The 15,132-nt window shown below is 36.7% G+C and carries 13 protein-coding genes and 1 tRNA gene; 9 read left to right on the top strand and 5 right to left on the bottom strand.

The annotated features are described in order from the left end of the window. The first annotated feature begins 209 nt into the window (after positions 1-209). From Q0M21_RS01380 to Q0M21_RS01400, 5 genes are all read left to right on the top strand, one after another. The gene (locus Q0M21_RS01380) at positions 210-560 is read left to right on the top strand and encodes a hypothetical protein (protein ID WP_295333651.1); all 351 of its coding nucleotides are present in this window, start codon (positions 210-212) and stop codon (positions 558-560) included. 41 nt (positions 561-601) lie between these two features. Next, complete coding sequence (locus Q0M21_RS01385) at positions 602-2,605, top strand: sensor histidine kinase (RefSeq protein WP_295333653.1); 2,004 nt, start codon at positions 602-604, stop codon at positions 2,603-2,605. Positions 2,606-2,925: 320 nt separating this feature from the next. Further along, on the top strand, positions 2,926-3,180 hold the full coding sequence (locus Q0M21_RS01390; protein ID WP_295333655.1) for a hypothetical protein: 255 nt from the start codon (positions 2,926-2,928) through the stop codon (positions 3,178-3,180). A 79-nt stretch (positions 3,181-3,259) separates the two neighbouring features. Next, positions 3,260-5,311 carry a sensor histidine kinase gene (locus Q0M21_RS01395; RefSeq protein WP_295333659.1) on the top strand — a complete coding sequence of 684 codons (2,052 nt, stop codon included), beginning with the start codon at positions 3,260-3,262 and terminating at the stop codon, positions 5,309-5,311. Then, a complete protein-coding gene (locus Q0M21_RS01400; protein ID WP_295333662.1) occupies positions 5,308-5,973 on the top strand; it encodes a response regulator in 666 nt (221 codons plus the stop codon). The genes Q0M21_RS01395 and Q0M21_RS01400 overlap by 4 nt, the downstream gene beginning before the upstream one ends. A gap of 189 nt (positions 5,974-6,162) precedes the next feature. Here Q0M21_RS01400 and thiL read toward each other — a convergent pair whose 3' ends face one another. Both thiL and lepA read right to left on the bottom strand, forming a co-directional pair. Then, positions 6,163-7,209: a thiamine-phosphate kinase gene (thiL, locus tag Q0M21_RS01405; RefSeq protein WP_295333665.1), complete on the bottom strand. Its 1,047-nt coding sequence runs from the start codon at positions 7,207-7,209 to the stop codon at positions 6,163-6,165. Between the two features lie 140 nt (positions 7,210-7,349). Further along, positions 7,350-9,146: a translation elongation factor 4 gene (lepA, locus tag Q0M21_RS01410; RefSeq protein WP_295333667.1), complete on the bottom strand. Its 1,797-nt coding sequence runs from the start codon at positions 9,144-9,146 to the stop codon at positions 7,350-7,352. Between the two features lie 354 nt (positions 9,147-9,500). On the opposite strand from lepA, the gene dusB reads away from it, so the two are divergent. Then, a complete protein-coding gene (dusB, locus tag Q0M21_RS01415) occupies positions 9,501-10,493 on the top strand; it encodes a tRNA dihydrouridine synthase DusB (RefSeq protein ID WP_295333670.1) in 993 nt (330 codons plus the stop codon). Here the strand turns inward: dusB and Q0M21_RS01420 are convergent. Both Q0M21_RS01420 and rbfA read right to left on the bottom strand, forming a co-directional pair. Continuing rightward, positions 10,490-11,689, bottom strand: a complete 1,200-nt coding sequence (locus Q0M21_RS01420) for an FtsX-like permease family protein (protein ID WP_295333673.1) — start codon at positions 11,687-11,689, stop codon at positions 10,490-10,492. The two genes, dusB and Q0M21_RS01420, sit on opposite strands and share 4 nt — an antisense overlap. A 7-nt stretch (positions 11,690-11,696) precedes the next feature. Beyond that, entirely contained in the window at positions 11,697-12,089 is a 393-nt protein-coding gene (gene rbfA / locus Q0M21_RS01425) for a 30S ribosome-binding factor RbfA (protein ID WP_290877280.1), read from the bottom strand. Positions 12,090-12,368: 279 nt separating this feature from the next. Here rbfA and mce point away from each other — a divergent pair, with 279 nt between their 5' ends. Beyond that, a complete protein-coding gene (gene mce / locus Q0M21_RS01430; RefSeq protein WP_295333676.1) occupies positions 12,369-12,770 on the top strand; it encodes a methylmalonyl-CoA epimerase in 402 nt (133 codons plus the stop codon). A 50-nt stretch (positions 12,771-12,820) separates the two neighbouring features. Next, a tRNA-Ile gene (locus tag Q0M21_RS01435) sits at positions 12,821-12,894 on the top strand. A gap of 466 nt (positions 12,895-13,360) precedes the next feature. On the opposite strand, the gene Q0M21_RS01440 is transcribed toward Q0M21_RS01435, so the two are convergent. Further along, positions 13,361-13,951, bottom strand: a complete 591-nt coding sequence (locus Q0M21_RS01440) for a riboflavin synthase (protein ID WP_295333679.1) — start codon at positions 13,949-13,951, stop codon at positions 13,361-13,363. Between the two features lie 60 nt (positions 13,952-14,011). Between Q0M21_RS01440 and pdxA the strand changes: the two genes are divergently transcribed. After that, complete coding sequence (gene pdxA / locus Q0M21_RS01445; RefSeq protein WP_295333682.1) at positions 14,012-15,058, top strand: 4-hydroxythreonine-4-phosphate dehydrogenase PdxA; 1,047 nt, start codon at positions 14,012-14,014, stop codon at positions 15,056-15,058. The last annotated feature ends 74 nt before the right edge of the window (positions 15,059-15,132 follow it).

Below are 15,132 nucleotides of genomic sequence, written 5' to 3' on the forward strand. Positions count from 1 at the left end.
CATTGATAAAAAATCATACTCAAAACTAGCTTTTGGGAATGAATACCGGATCCAAAGTGGTATTTGGTAAGGTAAAAAATTAACTGAAATTTGTCCCGTTTATTTTAGGTTAGTTATTAATCGGGAGACTAACAAAACGAACCAAAAACAGCCCTTAGCTTTTCTGTTTGGACGACTGAAAGCGGGGCTGTTTGCTTTATGTGAGGTTTATGAAACAAGCTTGGTTTTACTTTATATGGTTGTGTCCGTTAGCAATGTTGGGACAAAGCGCTTCAACCAAGCCATGCTGCCACCTTAAAATCATAATCGGGGAAGAAGTAACCATCTATTATTTTGACCAAGTAAATGATTTAGAAGAGCATTACGAGAAAATACTGGAAAGCATAATAATCCCGGAGAGCAAGAAGAAGAAAAAAGATAAAATTCCAAAACAGGAAGTAGAAATTACAATCTCTTACAACAATCAAACCGCTAGTGAAAAGGTCGTTGCTAACTTAACATTGTTAAAGGAAACCATCCAAAAACTGAAAACCCAATTGCAGATTCCGTTTAAAGGATAAGATAAGTACTATTCTTTTTCAATTTTTACTACATTGCCTTTATGAATAAATCTATTGTTTTCTTAACCATTATTACGATACTCTTCGGTTGTTCCCAAATGGAAACCCAACCCGAAAGCAATCCTACCAACGATTCTGTCCAAAAATACTTGGCCTTAGCAGAAAATGACAGTTTAGATTTTAAAAAGCGTGTGCAATACAATGACAAAGCCTTGTCTTTTATTGATTTGAGGAGGAATGATAGTTTGACGATAAAAAATCTTTATAATATTTCATTTAAATGTCATCTTTTTAACCAAACTAAATTATTAAAAAAGACAGCCGATCTTATTTTAAAAAAATCAGAAAAAGTAAACGATTCATCTGGATTAGGCTATGCAAATAGATGCCTAGGGCTTTATTATATGTCAATATCAGAAAACGAGAAGGCGATTGAACATTTATTTACAGCAAAAAAGATATTCAACTCACTAAAAAATAAAAATTACACAAATAGAGTTACACTTGACATCTTATTAACTCAATCTTACGCTTGTGATTATCTTGGAAGTAATAAAACTGCTTTCGAACTTCTAAAAAGCTATGAAACAAAAAATGACAAAAGGATTAAATACTTCTGCTTTAATATTATTGCAAATAACTTATCCGGACTTAAATTACATTTAAAAGCAATTCAATATTATTTAAAAGCCGAAAAAAACAGCTTAAGTGAAAGCCAAAAATATACTATATACAACAATGTATCCCACGAATACATAAATTTAAAAAAACACCAAAATGCGGCAGAATACTTAATGAAAATTATATCATCAAAAAAAAATAAAGATAAATTCCCAAATGAGTATGCAATTGCTGAATCATTATTTGCATTAAACGAGATCGAATCAAGAAAAAATATTAAAGTTTTAGAATTATTAATGGATGCCGATTCGATACTTTCATCTACAAATAGTATGAATGGTTACAACTATAACCTCCTGAATATATCAAAATTATATTCTATAAAAGGAGATAGCACAAAAGCTATTTACTATGCTAAAAAAGCGGTTAAAATATCCGAAGATTATAAAAACCCAACGGATATATTACTAAGCTTATCCCAATTAATTAAAATTGATAGAAATAACGTATCAAAAAATGCATTGAAATATATTGCAGTTAGTGACAGTCTTCAACTCAAAGAGCGAAACTTTAGAGATAAATTTGCACAAATGCAATTCGAAACAGAAGAAATCAATCAACAAAGAGAAACGGCTTTAAAACAACGTACCTTATTTCTAATTATAACTGTTGCAGTATTATTTATTGCATTATTAATTTTTGTCATCGCAAGACAACGTTTGAAACAAAAAGAACTTGTCTTAAGGAACACCCAACAAAAAGCCAATGAAGAAATCTACCAATTGATGTTGGTTCAAAAAACAAAAGAAGACGAAGCCAGACAACAAGAGAAAAAACGGATTGCTATGGAATTGCATGACGGTGTAATGAATAAACTAACCAGTACACGTCTAAATCTATCCATTCTTTCTTTCAAAAGAGACCCCGCCACCATAGCACATTGTTTGCCTCATATAGAGGAAATCAAAACCATAGAAAACGAGATTAGGAATCTTACGCACAATTTGAACCAAAAAACAGTGATAGGTGATGACAGTTTTGAAAAACTAGTAACGGATTTAATATTAGAACTTAACCAAATTAGTAGAGTGGCTTTTGAGTTGGTTGTTGACCCTGCTGTAAATTGGGAAAATACTACCGATGTTCAGAAAATGAACTTATACCGAATTCTACAAGAGTCTTGCCAAAATATCAACAAACATTCAGAAGCTCAAAAAGCTTACATCCGCTTTTTCTTGGATGGAGACAAATTATGTCTTACCGTTACAGATGATGGGATAGGCATACCACCCAGCAACCCTAAAAAAGGTATCGGTCTAAAAAATATTAAATCCCGGGTCAAAGCTCTAAACGGAAAATTGAATATCAACTCAAAAGTAAACCAAGGCACTACTTTGTCTATTGGAATCCCATTGAAAAACTAATCACTACTTTATCACTATCTTTTCTAATGAACTCTAAAAGTTATTCAGAGTACATTTCGTTTTGTTTTTAGGAACTGCTATTTCTTCAAAAAAAGAACAAATAGGGTCATTTTACCTAAAAACCAAAAAATCATCCACCCAAATTTGACTATCATTCACTCACAAACGAGGTCATTCTACCATAAACACCAATATGTATAGGGCTTCGCAGAGACTTCCTTTTTAGTTTTACTCCATGAAAGTGTCACAGCATCAAATCAAATGCATTAACACTAACATTAAGTAGAAACAAAAACATTAACAATAAAAAGTCTCAAATTATGAAAAAATTAGCAACTACTTTTGGCCTATTAGCTTTAATGCTTGTGGTTACATCTTTTACTACTCCAACTGAGATTGGGGGAAGAAGCCAAGATCCTTCTGTAGCTTTAGAAATTGGAGGAAGAAGTCAAGACCCAACAAGAACTATTGGAGGAAGAAGTCAAGATCCATCATTAACAATTGATTCTGAAATTGGAGGAAGAAGTCAAGACCCAACAAGAACTATTGGAGGAAGAAGTCAAGATCCATCATAAAAAATATAAAAATATATATTAAGGCTGTCATTAATTTGACAGCCTTTTTTGTATTTTTATACCAAGCAATTTAACTGTCTTGAAATATATATACTTATTACCTATCATTCTAATTTTCTTCTCTTGCTCTAAAAATGAGAAGACACCCAGTATTAATAAAAAAAGAGACTCAGCAAAAACATATTTCAATTTGTATTTATCAAAAAAAAATCTCAATGATAAAAACAATGAACTAAACCTAGTTAAATCTTTTGAGATTTTAAAATCTCAAAAAAATGATTTAGAAAACAGAAAATTACTTTATGACATTATAGTAGAATTTTACAAAAACAATAGGTTAGATAAACTTGACGAATCTTCAAAACTATTATTAAAACTATCATCCACATCCAACGACACTCTAAACTTGGGAATGGCCTATAGGTCTAGAGGTAATTTTTATTTCAAAACTCAAAAAATTGATAGTTCTTATTTTTTTTATTTAAAAGCTGAAAAAATTTATAGCAAATTAAACGATAAGCCTAATTATGCTAACATTTTAATGAATAAAGGAATCGCTCAATACTCAATTGGAGATTATCTTGGAGCTGAATTATCTTTAAAAAAAGCTCACTCTCTTTTTCTTGAAACAAAAATTTATAATAAAATATATGGCTCACTAGATCAACTCGGTCTTGTAGCAACTGAATTAAAAGAGTACGAAAAAGGAATCTTTTACTTTAATAAGGCCCTAGAGGCAATTGAAGACTTGCCATCCCCAGAAGACAGAACATATTTTAAAACCGTCTGTCAAAATAATATAGGCTACCTTTATCTAAAATCAAGAGATTTTTCTAAAGGGATATACTTTTTTAATGAAGCACTGAAAAACAAATTGATTATAGATGAAGACCCTTTATTATATTCAAATCTTATTGATAATTTAGCTTATTGCAAGCTACAAAATAAAGAGTTAAGCGGTATTTCAGGTTTACTTTTTGAAGCATTAAAAATCAGAAAAGAAATTAATAACTCAACAGCAATTGTTGGAAGTTATATTCATCTCTCTGAATATTATCAGCGAGAAAATGACATATCAAAATCTATAGAATACTCAAACTATGCTCTTAACACAGCAAAAAAATCTAAAATTCCAACAAATATTGTTCTAGCTTTAAAGCAAGCATCAATTGTTGATGTTAAAAGATCTCCAACTTATTCAAGAGAATATATTCGTATTAGTGATAGTCTTCAAATAGCTGAAAGAAACTCTAAAGACAGATTCGCGCGTCTCCAACTCGAAACCGACGAAATAAAACAAGAAAACCAAGGCCTAGCCGAAAAAAACCGCAACTTACTCTACGTTTTTGTGGTTACCTTTATTTTGGTAGTTTTATTGTTTGTAGTAAGGGCACAACGCGCCAGAACCCGAGAATTACTCTACAAACAAGCCCAACAAAAAGCCAATGAAGACATCTACAACCTCATGATGTCACAGCAGGCTATTATTGATGAAAGTCGCAGCAAAGAGAAAAAACGCTTGGCACAAGACTTACACGATGGTGTACTCGGCCGAATGTTCGGATTGCGCCTTAATCTGGACAGCTTAAACTCGAGTACTGATGATGAAGCCGTCCAAAAACGTTTTGAACTCTTAAACGAGCTAAAAACGATAGAACAAGACATTCGCGAAATCTCTCACGACCTAAACCGAGAAAAACAAGTACTAATCAACAACTTTGTTTCCATCGTTCATAATTTATTAGAAGAACAAAAGAATGCCTTTCCGGCTGAAGTCAATTATACCATAGACAACAACGTTAACTGGGACAAAATCGGGAACGCCATCAAAATCAATTTGTACCGAATTTTACAAGAAGGATTGCAAAACATTAACAAATATGCCAATGCAAAAAACATCTATGTAGAAATCAAAGGTGACGAAGAAAATGTATATTTGAAAATTAAAGATGACGGTATCGGTTTCGATGTCAACAAAAAGAGCAAAGGCATTGGTATGCAAAACATGATTTCAAGAACACACGATTGTAAAGGAATTATCGATATTACCTCGAAAAAAGACGAAGGAACCAAAATAGTCATTACCATACCTATAGAAACAAAACAACCCACCACAATACCACAAGCATGAAAACCCCTATCCAAATTTTAATTGTAGACGACCATCCATTTATTATTGAGGCCTACAAAAATGCCATCAATAAATACAGCCAAAATGGCTTCGAATTCGAAGTTACTCAAGCCAACAACTGCAAGTCGGGTTACGAAAACATTGTTGACGGTTCCAAAAAGTTTGACATTGCATTTTTCGATATCAGTATGCCTGAATATGCAGAAAAAGGCATCTATTCAGGAGAAGATTTAGCCATGCTGATGAAGTCTGAAATGCAAGAATGTAAAGTTATCTTGCTAACTATGCACACCGAACTGCTGAAAATCAACAATATTATCAAAAACATCAACCCAAGCGGTTTAATCATTAAAAACGACTTGACCTTCGACGAATTGTTGTTCGCCTTCGATAAAATCATCAACAACGAAAGCTATTACAGCCAAACCGTAATCAAATTGGTTGGCCAAGCCCAATATAACAACATCGAATTGGATGTATTCGACAAACAAATCCTTTTCCACCTTTCTAAAGGCGTAAAAACAAAAGATTTGCCAACTTACATTCCACTTTCACTAAGCGCCATAGAGAAAAGAAAACTCAACATTCGTGAAATCTTGGAAGTCCCGGGCGGAACCGACGTGGATTTAATCCGTGAAGCCAAAAATAAAGGTGTCATTTAACGATTATGCGGGAAACCATAGCAAAATATGCGGGAAACCGTAATTAACCTCTTCACTACAATACTTAACTTAGCCAAATGATTTCAGGGTTAGTATTTGTAGAATCAAACGAGTAGGCCCAAACTTCAATAACTACCGTTTAATTTACAAGACTTAGGGGGAAAAGCGATACTCAAGGGTATCGCTTTTTTATTGACTTATAGCGTCCCAACCACGAGCTTTCAACGGAATTTTAGTGTTGGCTCTGGTCACCAAATGTACGCCCTCGCTTTCCTGTGTCATGTGCCCAATCACGGTAAAATTCGGATTGGCTTTGATTTTATCAAAATCTTCTAAGGCAATGGTAAACAGCAATTCGTAATCTTCGCCACCATTAATCGCTACAGTGGTAGAATCGATATTAAACTCTTCGCAAACATTGATAAACTGAGGATCTATCGGAATTTTTTCTTCAAATAAGTTACAGCCCACTTTACTTTGCTTACAAATATGAATGATTTCCGAAGACAAACCGTCCGAAACATCAATCATGGCCGTGGGTTTTACTTCCAATTTTTCCAACAATTCTCTAATATCCGTACGCGCCTCAGGTTTGAGCTGTCGCTCAATCAAATAGGTATAATTGTCCAAATCAGGCTGGTTGTTCGGATTCACTTGAAACACTTGCTTCTCACGTTCTAAAACCTGCAATCCCATATACGCCGAACCCAAATCGCCGGTAACCACCAACAAATCATTTTCCTTAGCGCCATTGCGATACACCAAATCTTTTTCGTTAGCTTCGCCCAAAGCGGTTATCGAAATAATCATCCCTTTTTGAGAAGAAGTTGTATCGCCGCCAATCACATCTACTTTATAAATCTTGGCCGCCATGGCAATCCCTTCAAAAAGTTCTTCTAAAGCTTCCAACGGAAATCGGTTAGAAACCGCAATCGAAACCGTTATCTGAGTAGGTCTGGCATTCATAGCTGCGATATCAGACAAATTCACCACCACAGCTTTATAACCCAAATGCTTTAAAGGCATATAACTCAAATCGAAATGAACGCCTTCAATCAACAAATCAGTAGAAACAACAGTCTTTTTCCCTTTAAAATCTAAAACGGCAGCATCATCGCCTATACTTTTTAAAGTAGAAGCTTGTTTTACGTCGAAATTCTTGGTCAAATGGCTAATCAATCCAAACTCTCCCAATTGAGAAAGCGGTGTGCGTTGGGGTGTTTTATCTTCTAACATCTCTATAAGGTTCTAAAGTGCAAAGATACTAAGGTTCTAAGGTTTATTCCAATAAAAAAACCCGATTGCTTTCACAATCAGGTTTCTATTATAATGTAATTCCTTAGTGCATCAGCGCCTCAGAACCTTAGCACCTAATTTTAATCATTCAACTTCAATACCGCCATAAATGCTTCTTGCGGAATCTCCACATTACCTACCTGACGCATTCTCTTTTTCCCTTTTTTCTGTTTTTCCAAGAGTTTACGCTTACGGGAAATATCACCTCCGTAACACTTGGCAGTAACGTCTTTACGCAACGCTTTGATGGTTTCACGGGCGATGATTTTGGCTCCGATAGCGGCCTGAATAGGAATATCAAACTGTTGTCTCGGAATCAATTCACGGAGCTTTTCACACATCTTTTTACCAATGTTGTACGCGTTGTCTTCGTGAATCAAAGCCGACAAGGCATCTACTGAATTTCCGTTCAATAACACGTCTAATTTCACCAATTTAGAAGCTCTCATACCTATCGGAGAGTAATCAAACGAAGCATATCCTTTGGAAACCGTTTTCAATCGGTCGTAAAAATCAAATACAATTTCTGCCAACGGCATATCGAAGTTCAACTCTACTCGCTCGGTAGTTAAATAGGTTTGGTTGGTAATGATACCGCGTTTTTCAATACACAAACTCATTACGTTACCCACAAAATCGGCTTTGGTAATAATCGTGGCTTTGATAAACGGCTCTTCTACGCGGTCTAATTTAGACGGTTCCGGCAAATCAGACGGGTTGTTCACCACAATTGGAGTGTCAGGTTCTTTTTTAGTATAGGCCAAATACGAAACGTTCGGTACCGTAGTGATTACCGTCATGTCGAATTCACGCTCCAATCGCTCCTGAATAATCTCCAAGTGCAACATGCCCAAGAATCCGCAACGGAAACCAAATCCCAAAGCAGCCGAGCTCTCAGGCGCAAACACCAAAGAAGCATCATTCAATTGCAATTTTTCCATAGAAGAACGCAAATCTTCATAATCTTCCGTATCTACTGGATAAATCCCGGCAAAAACCATCGGTTTTACATCTTCAAAACCAACAATCATATTCGTAGTTGGTATTTTGGCATCGGTAATGGTATCTCCTACTTTTACTTCTTTCGCTTCTTTAATCCCCGAAATCAAATACCCAACATCACCGGTAGAAATCACTTCTTTCGGCACTTGGTTGAGTTTTAATGTTCCAACCTCATCGGCAAAATATTCGTTGCCCGTGGCCATAAACTTAATTTTTTGACCCTTGCGAATTTCTCCGTTTTTCACTCGGAAAATAACTTCAATCCCACGAAACGGATTGTAAACGCTGTCAAAAATCAAGGCCTGTAACGGTTCGTCTTTGCTGCCTTTAGGCGCCGGGATTTTTTCAATAATGGCCGATAAAATATTCTCCACACCAAATCCGGTTTTCCCCGAAGCGTGGATAATATCTTCCAACTTACAACCCAACAAATCAATAATATCGTCGCTCACTTCTTCCGGATTGGCACTCGGCAAATCCACTTTGTTCAACACCGGAATAATCTCTAAATCGTTTTCCAAAGCCAAATACAAGTTGGAAATGGTTTGTGCCTGTATACTTTGCGCGGCATCTACAATCAACAAAGCGCCTTCACAAGCCGCAATCGAACGGGAAACTTCATACGAAAAATCCACGTGTCCCGGCGTATCAATCAGGTTCAAGATATAATCTTCGCCTTTGTATTTGTACTCCATTTGAATGGCGTGACTCTTAATGGTAATCCCACGCTCGCGCTCCAAGTCCATGTTGTCCAACAACTGCGCTTTTTCCTCTCGAGCCGAAACGGTTTGAGTAGCACTCAACAATCGGTCGGCCAACGTACTTTTTCCGTGGTCAATGTGGGCAATAATGCAAAAATTTCTAATATGTTTCATATAAAATGAATGTTTTTTATTCGAAAACATGCCGTGCTTCGCATGTCATTTTCTTTCTTTGTCAATTTAATTAGGGCGTGACCCCTTGGCCTGTCTTGATCCTGTCGAAAGGGGTCGGGCTTTCCGTTGCAATCTTTTGCTTTTTTCAAAAGCAAAAGGATTTTCACTTTAATCCCTCACGCAAACCACCGCTATCCCTTTTACAGCAGTCATTTAATCGGCAAATATAGGGCAAAGTTTTGGATTGCATATTGCAGATTAACGATTGTTCACCTACAAACGAAATTCTTAAATCTAAAATCGCCCATCATCATTCAACAATCTTTAGTATTTTTGCAAAAAAAAAACGCAACCATGCCCAAAATAGGCAACATCCAATTACCTGATTTCCCGCTGCTTCTTGCACCTATGGAAGACGTTAGCGATCCGCCTTTTCGTCGCTTGTGTAAATTACATGGCGCCGACTTAATGTACTCGGAATTCATCTCTTCGGAAGGACTGATTCGCGATGCTGTGAAAAGCCGAATGAAATTGGATATTTTCGACTATGAACGCCCGGTTGGGATTCAAATTTTTGGTGGCGATGAAGAAGCGATGGAGATGTCGTCCAGAATTGTCGATGCCGTCCAACCGGATTTAGTGGATATTAATTTTGGTTGTCCGGTAAAAAAAGTGGTTTGCAAAGGTGCCGGTGCCGGCGTATTGAAAGATGTTGATTTGATGGTACGCTTGACCAAAGCCGTGATTAAAGGCACTTCATTGCCCGTAACCGTAAAAACGCGTTTGGGTTGGGACGAAAACTCCATCAACATCGATGAAGTAGCCGAAAGACTGCAGGATATTGGCGTACAAGCTTTGACCATTCACGCACGCACCCGAGCGCAGATGTACAAAGGCCATTCCGATTGGTCACACATTGCCCGAGTAAAAAACAATCCGCGCATTACCATGCCTATCTTCGGCAACGGCGATATCGATTCCCCCGAAAAAGCCTTGGAATACAAAAACAAATACGGCATAGACGGTATTATGATTGGTCGCGCCGCTATTGGCTATCCTTGGATTTTTAACGAAATCAAACACTACTTTAATACCGGTGAACACTTGCCACAACCTAGCATGGCTGACCGAATCGAGGCCGCCAGAAACCATTTGATTTGGTCTATGGAATGGAAAGGCGAACGTTTAGGGATTGTAGAAATGCGCCGCCATTATACCAATTATTTCAAAGGAATTCATGGGTTTAAAGACTTCAAGCAACGTTTAGTCACCACCGATGACCACAATGCTTTGTTGCAAGTTTTTGAGGAAATTCGTGAGGCTTATGCCAACTATCAGTTTGTTTAATCCAATAGCTTTTTACTAACCCGACTACTGGCTATCCAACTGGATACTACGCCCAGCGTTACGATAGTAGCAAAAACTATCGCCACATTTTGAAGACTGAAAACCACCGGATACGCCAAAGATTCGGTAATCATAACCCATTTGAATTGCTGTTGGATTATCACTATTACCATTCCTAAGACTAATCCAATCAATCCGCCAAAAACACTTAACAAGCTGCCTTGCAAAAGGAATATCTTTTTCAAGTCTTTAATGTCGGAGCCTAAACTATGTAAGGTTTTGAGGTTACTCTTCTTATCCAATATCATCATAATCAAAGCGCCGATTAAGTTGAACAAAGCAATAATAATCACCAAAGTAAAAATGAGATACACGGCTATGTTTTCGGTATTCAACATTTTATAAAGTGTGGCGTTTTGCTGGGCTCGGTTTCTGATTTGTATCTTGTTTTGAAACAAATCCGAAACCTGCTTCATAACAGCAGCTTCATCGGCATTTGGCTGAAGTTTGATTTCCAAGCCGGAAACTTGATTGGGCTGTAATTCCAACAGTTCTTGCGCCAAAGTCAAATCGCAAAACACATATTTCTGATCTAAATCTTCACTAATGGCATAAATCCCTACCGGAATCAATCGGGCTTTGTTAAAGGCTTCGGCTTCGCTTTCGATAACGCCTTTGCCTTTTCGCGGCACATAAACCTCAAAAGGATTGTTGAAATCATAAAGACCGAGAGATAATTTTTCGGAAATTCCGTAGCCAATCACTACTTCAATGGTATTGGGTTTTAACCATTTTCCGTTCACTAGGTTTTGCGCTACGACATTGGTTTGGGTAAACTTTTTATCAACACCTTTGAGATAAGTAACTTGTTCTTTCCCGTCAAAAAAGAATAAAACGCGCTCTTCCAACACCTTACTATAAGAAGCTATGCCGGGAATTTGAGTAAGATTTTGTTCTTGTTGGGAAGTTAAAGAGAAAAATTTTCCGGTAACAGCGGTTCCTTTTAAATCCGGGTCAAAATCGTTGGAAAAAGACAAACTGAATTCGCGCAATCCACTAAAAACGGATAAAACAACGAATAAAGCCATGGCGCCAACTACTATGCCAACGGCTGCTATCCCGGTAATGATGTTGATAGCATTGTTCTTGCTCTTACTAAAGAGATAACGTTTGGCTATGTAAAGCGGGAAATTCAAGTGGCGATTAAAATTTCTTGCGTTTGTCTAAAAGCTCACGGTTTTCAATAGGATTTTCTTTTCCGGCCAAGGCGTTGTCTATCTTTTCGATATAATCCAAAGAATCATCGATGTAAAAAACCAAATTCGGCACTTTGCGCAATTGCAGCTTAACCCTTTGCGCCAAATCATGCTTTATTAAAGGTGCGTTGGTTTTAACGGCTTCGAGTAACTCGGCAGCTTTGTCCTGTGGAAAAACACTCAAATAGACTTTGGCAATGGATAAATCGGTGGTTACACTCACTTTAGAAACCGAAATCACTAAATTGGTAATCCCGTTTTTACGCACTTCGCCTTGCAGGATATCTACTAAATCCTTTTGCAATACACTTCCTATTTTTTTCTGTCTGTTCGTTTCCATGCCGCAAAAATACAACTTTTAAGTTACAAAGTTGCTGACCCGACTACGAAGTGCGAATTGTATGGAACGAAGCGCAATAAGAGACTAAGTTACTAAGTTTTCTGAGAAGCTTTTTCCTGCTATCCGCTCTATCTTTTTATTGTTATCACCAAACGCAGTCAGAAGATCGTCTCTCAAACAATAAAAAGGATGCCGCTTCTATCAGGGCTAAGAAACGAAATGCTTATCTTTGAACTTTGAAATAATTAAGGCACTAAGCAGCTCAGCAACTTAAAAAAAATGAGAAAAATAGAACACATTGGTATAGCCGTAAAAAGTTTGGAAACCTCCAACTTATTATTTGAGAAATTATTTGGCAATCCGCCTTACAAAGAAGAAGAAGTAGCCAGCGAAGGCGTAAAAACTTCCTTTTTTATGAATGGTCCAAATAAAATAGAACTTTTAGAAGCTACGAATCCGGAAAGTCCCATTGCTAAATTTTTAGAGAAAAAAGGCGAAGGCATACACCATATTGCTTTTGATGTAGAAAACATCGTTTCAGAAATAGACCGTTTAAAAAAAGAAGGGTTTGTAGTTTTAAACGAAACCCCGAAAAAAGGAGCCGACAATAAATTGGTTGCCTTCTTACACCCAAAGGGAACAAACGGAGTATTGGTAGAGCTCTGCCAAGAAATCCCTTAAAAATAGTTGCAACGAAAAAAAAATAGTAGTAATATTGCAACCTCCTAGCCGGTCCTATAGCTCAGTTGGTTAGAGCACCTGACTCATAATCAGGTGGTCCTTGGTTCGAGCCCAAGTGGGACCACAAAAATAAAAGACCTCTTGAGAGGTCTTTTTTGTTAGAAAAAACCAAAAGTGGGAAAAAATCGTAATTGATAATTAAGCGCAAATGCACTTATTTCTTTAACAATTAGCGAACAAAACGATAGTTTTGCACTTTAAATTTATATTAACTTAAGAGATTAAATAATTAATTTATTTTGGCGATTAGATTTTTTTTTTACTTTTACGCACTATGAAAATTCTCCCCAATAGAATTATAATTATTCTGACTGCGGTTTTTTTACCGACCATTAGTGTTTTTGCTGCCCCTGGTCCACCGCCTCCGTCTTCACCTCCGCCCCCGCCAGGCTTGCCTTTGGACGGTGGATTGGTTCTATTGTTATTATGTTCATTAACCTTAGGCTTTTACAAAATATACCAACACAATATAAAAAAAGCATCCTTTTAACGGGATGCTTTTTTGTGTTTTGTCTCAAAATGGTATCTAACTATTGTCTTAAAGCGTGTAATCTTGCCACGTATTTTCCCACAACATCAAATTCTAAATTGATTTTTGAGCCAACTTTGAAAGTTTTAAAGTTGGTGTGCTCAAAAGTGTAAGGAATAATGGCTACACTAAAACCATTGGCTTGTGAGTTAACTACTGTCAAACTCACTCCGTTTACCGTTATGGAACCCTTCTCAATAGTTATATTATTTAACTGACTATCATATGCAAAAGAAAAGTACCAACTCCCGTTGGCCTCTGATATCGATTTACAAACACCGGTTTGATCCACATGCCCTTGTACAATATGACCATCCAGCCTATCCCCTAACTTCATGGCACGTTCTAAGTTTACCAAATCGCCAACCTGCCATTCTCCCAGAGTTGTCTTGTCGATAGTTTCTTTTATAGCCGTGACAGTATAGTCGTTATTATCAATGGCTACCACCGTTAAACAAACACCATTATGAGCTACACTTTGGTCTATTTTTAGTTCTTTTGTTATCTCTGAAGTTATCGTTAAATGAAGATTGTCTCCTTCTTTTTGGATTTCTTTTACAATTCCGAGGGTTTCAATTATTCCTGTAAACATTGTGGTTTTATTTTACTAAATTTGCACTTCAAAATTAGCAATAAATAACCAGTACTTCTTATGAAAAAAGCAGAAAATATCATTGTTGGGATTTCAATCGGAGATTTAAACGGTATTGGAAGCGAAGTGATTTTGAAAACTTTTGAAGATGCCAGAATGCTGGAACTTTGCACCCCGGTTATTTTCGCCAACGTTAAAATACTTTCATTCATTAAAAAGACTTTAGAACTTAATGCACCGCTACATGGTATAGACAAAATAGACCAACTGGTTATTGGTAAAATTAATGTCTTGAACGTATGGCGAGAAGGTGTTGATTTGAACTTCGGAAAAAATGACGACAACGTTGGAAAATATGCTATAAAATCTTTTACTGCAGCCACCAAAGCCCTCAAAGAAAATCAAATAGACGTCTTAGTCACTGCTCCTATCAACAAATACAACATACAATCGGAAGATTTTAAATTTCCGGGTCATACCGATTATCTGAATCAAGAATTGGAAGGAAACGCTTTAATGTTAATGGTTCACGACAATTTAAGAGTTGGATTGTTAACCGACCATGTCCCTGTAAATGAAGTAGCCAAACACTTGACCGAAAAATTAATTGTACAAAAAATCGAAACCATAAAACAATCGCTGGTTCAGGATTTTGGGATTAACAAACCAAAAATTGCAGTTTTAGCACTGAATCCACACGCAGGGGATAACGGCGTCATCGGAAAAGAAGATGATGAAATTGTCAGACCAACCCTGAAAAAAATGTTTGATAAAGGCTCCTTGGTTTTCGGCCCTTTTGCAGCCGACGGTTTTTTTGGCAGTGGACAATATGAAAAATATGATGCTGTTGTAGCAACTTATCACGACCAAGGCTTAATCCCTTTCAAGACGCTTTCTTTTGGCAATGGTGTTAATTATACTGCCGGTTTGAACAAAATAAGAACTTCTCCCGATCACGGAACGGCTTATGAAATTGCCGGAAAAGGTTTGGCCGACTACAATTCCTTTAAAGAAGCTGTTTACACCGCCATTGACATCTACAATTCAAGAGCAGATTACGCTGAAATCAGTCGAAATCCCTTGAAAACAAAAGAAAAACAGTTATAAACAAAAAAATGTTGATAAGGTTATTGGAATTCCAATAATTTTATATCTTTGCACTCCCTAAATGTTGGGTCAAA

The sequence above is a fragment of the Flavobacterium sp. genome (genome assembly GCF_024710485.1).
Classification (GTDB): Bacteria; Bacteroidota; Bacteroidia; order Flavobacteriales; family Flavobacteriaceae; genus Flavobacterium.

What these genes read in the sequence shown, in the direction of transcription:
- Q0M21_RS01380 (WP_295333651.1), top strand. Translation starts at nt 210, where the DNA reads ATGAAACAAGCTTGGTTTTACTTTATATGGTTGTGTCCGTTAGCAATG.
- Q0M21_RS01385 (WP_295333653.1), top strand. Translation starts at nt 602, where the DNA reads ATGAATAAATCTATTGTTTTCTTAACCATTATTACGATACTCTTCGGT.
- Q0M21_RS01390 (WP_295333655.1), top strand. Translation starts at nt 2,926, where the DNA reads ATGAAAAAATTAGCAACTACTTTTGGCCTATTAGCTTTAATGCTTGTG.
- Q0M21_RS01400 (WP_295333662.1), top strand. Translation starts at nt 5,308, where the DNA reads ATGAAAACCCCTATCCAAATTTTAATTGTAGACGACCATCCATTTATT.
- thiL (WP_295333665.1), bottom strand. Translation starts at nt 7,209, where the DNA reads ATGTTAGAAGATAAAACACCCCAACGCACACCGCTTTCTCAATTGGGA.
- lepA (WP_295333667.1), bottom strand. Translation starts at nt 9,146, where the DNA reads ATGAAACATATTAGAAATTTTTGCATTATTGCCCACATTGACCACGGA.
- dusB (WP_295333670.1), top strand. Translation starts at nt 9,501, where the DNA reads ATGCCCAAAATAGGCAACATCCAATTACCTGATTTCCCGCTGCTTCTT.
- rbfA (WP_290877280.1), bottom strand. Translation starts at nt 12,089, where the DNA reads ATGGAAACGAACAGACAGAAAAAAATAGGAAGTGTATTGCAAAAGGAT.
- mce (WP_295333676.1), top strand. Translation starts at nt 12,369, where the DNA reads ATGAGAAAAATAGAACACATTGGTATAGCCGTAAAAAGTTTGGAAACC.
- Q0M21_RS01440 (WP_295333679.1), bottom strand. Translation starts at nt 13,951, where the DNA reads ATGTTTACAGGAATAATTGAAACCCTCGGAATTGTAAAAGAAATCCAA.
- pdxA (WP_295333682.1), top strand. Translation starts at nt 14,012, where the DNA reads ATGAAAAAAGCAGAAAATATCATTGTTGGGATTTCAATCGGAGATTTA.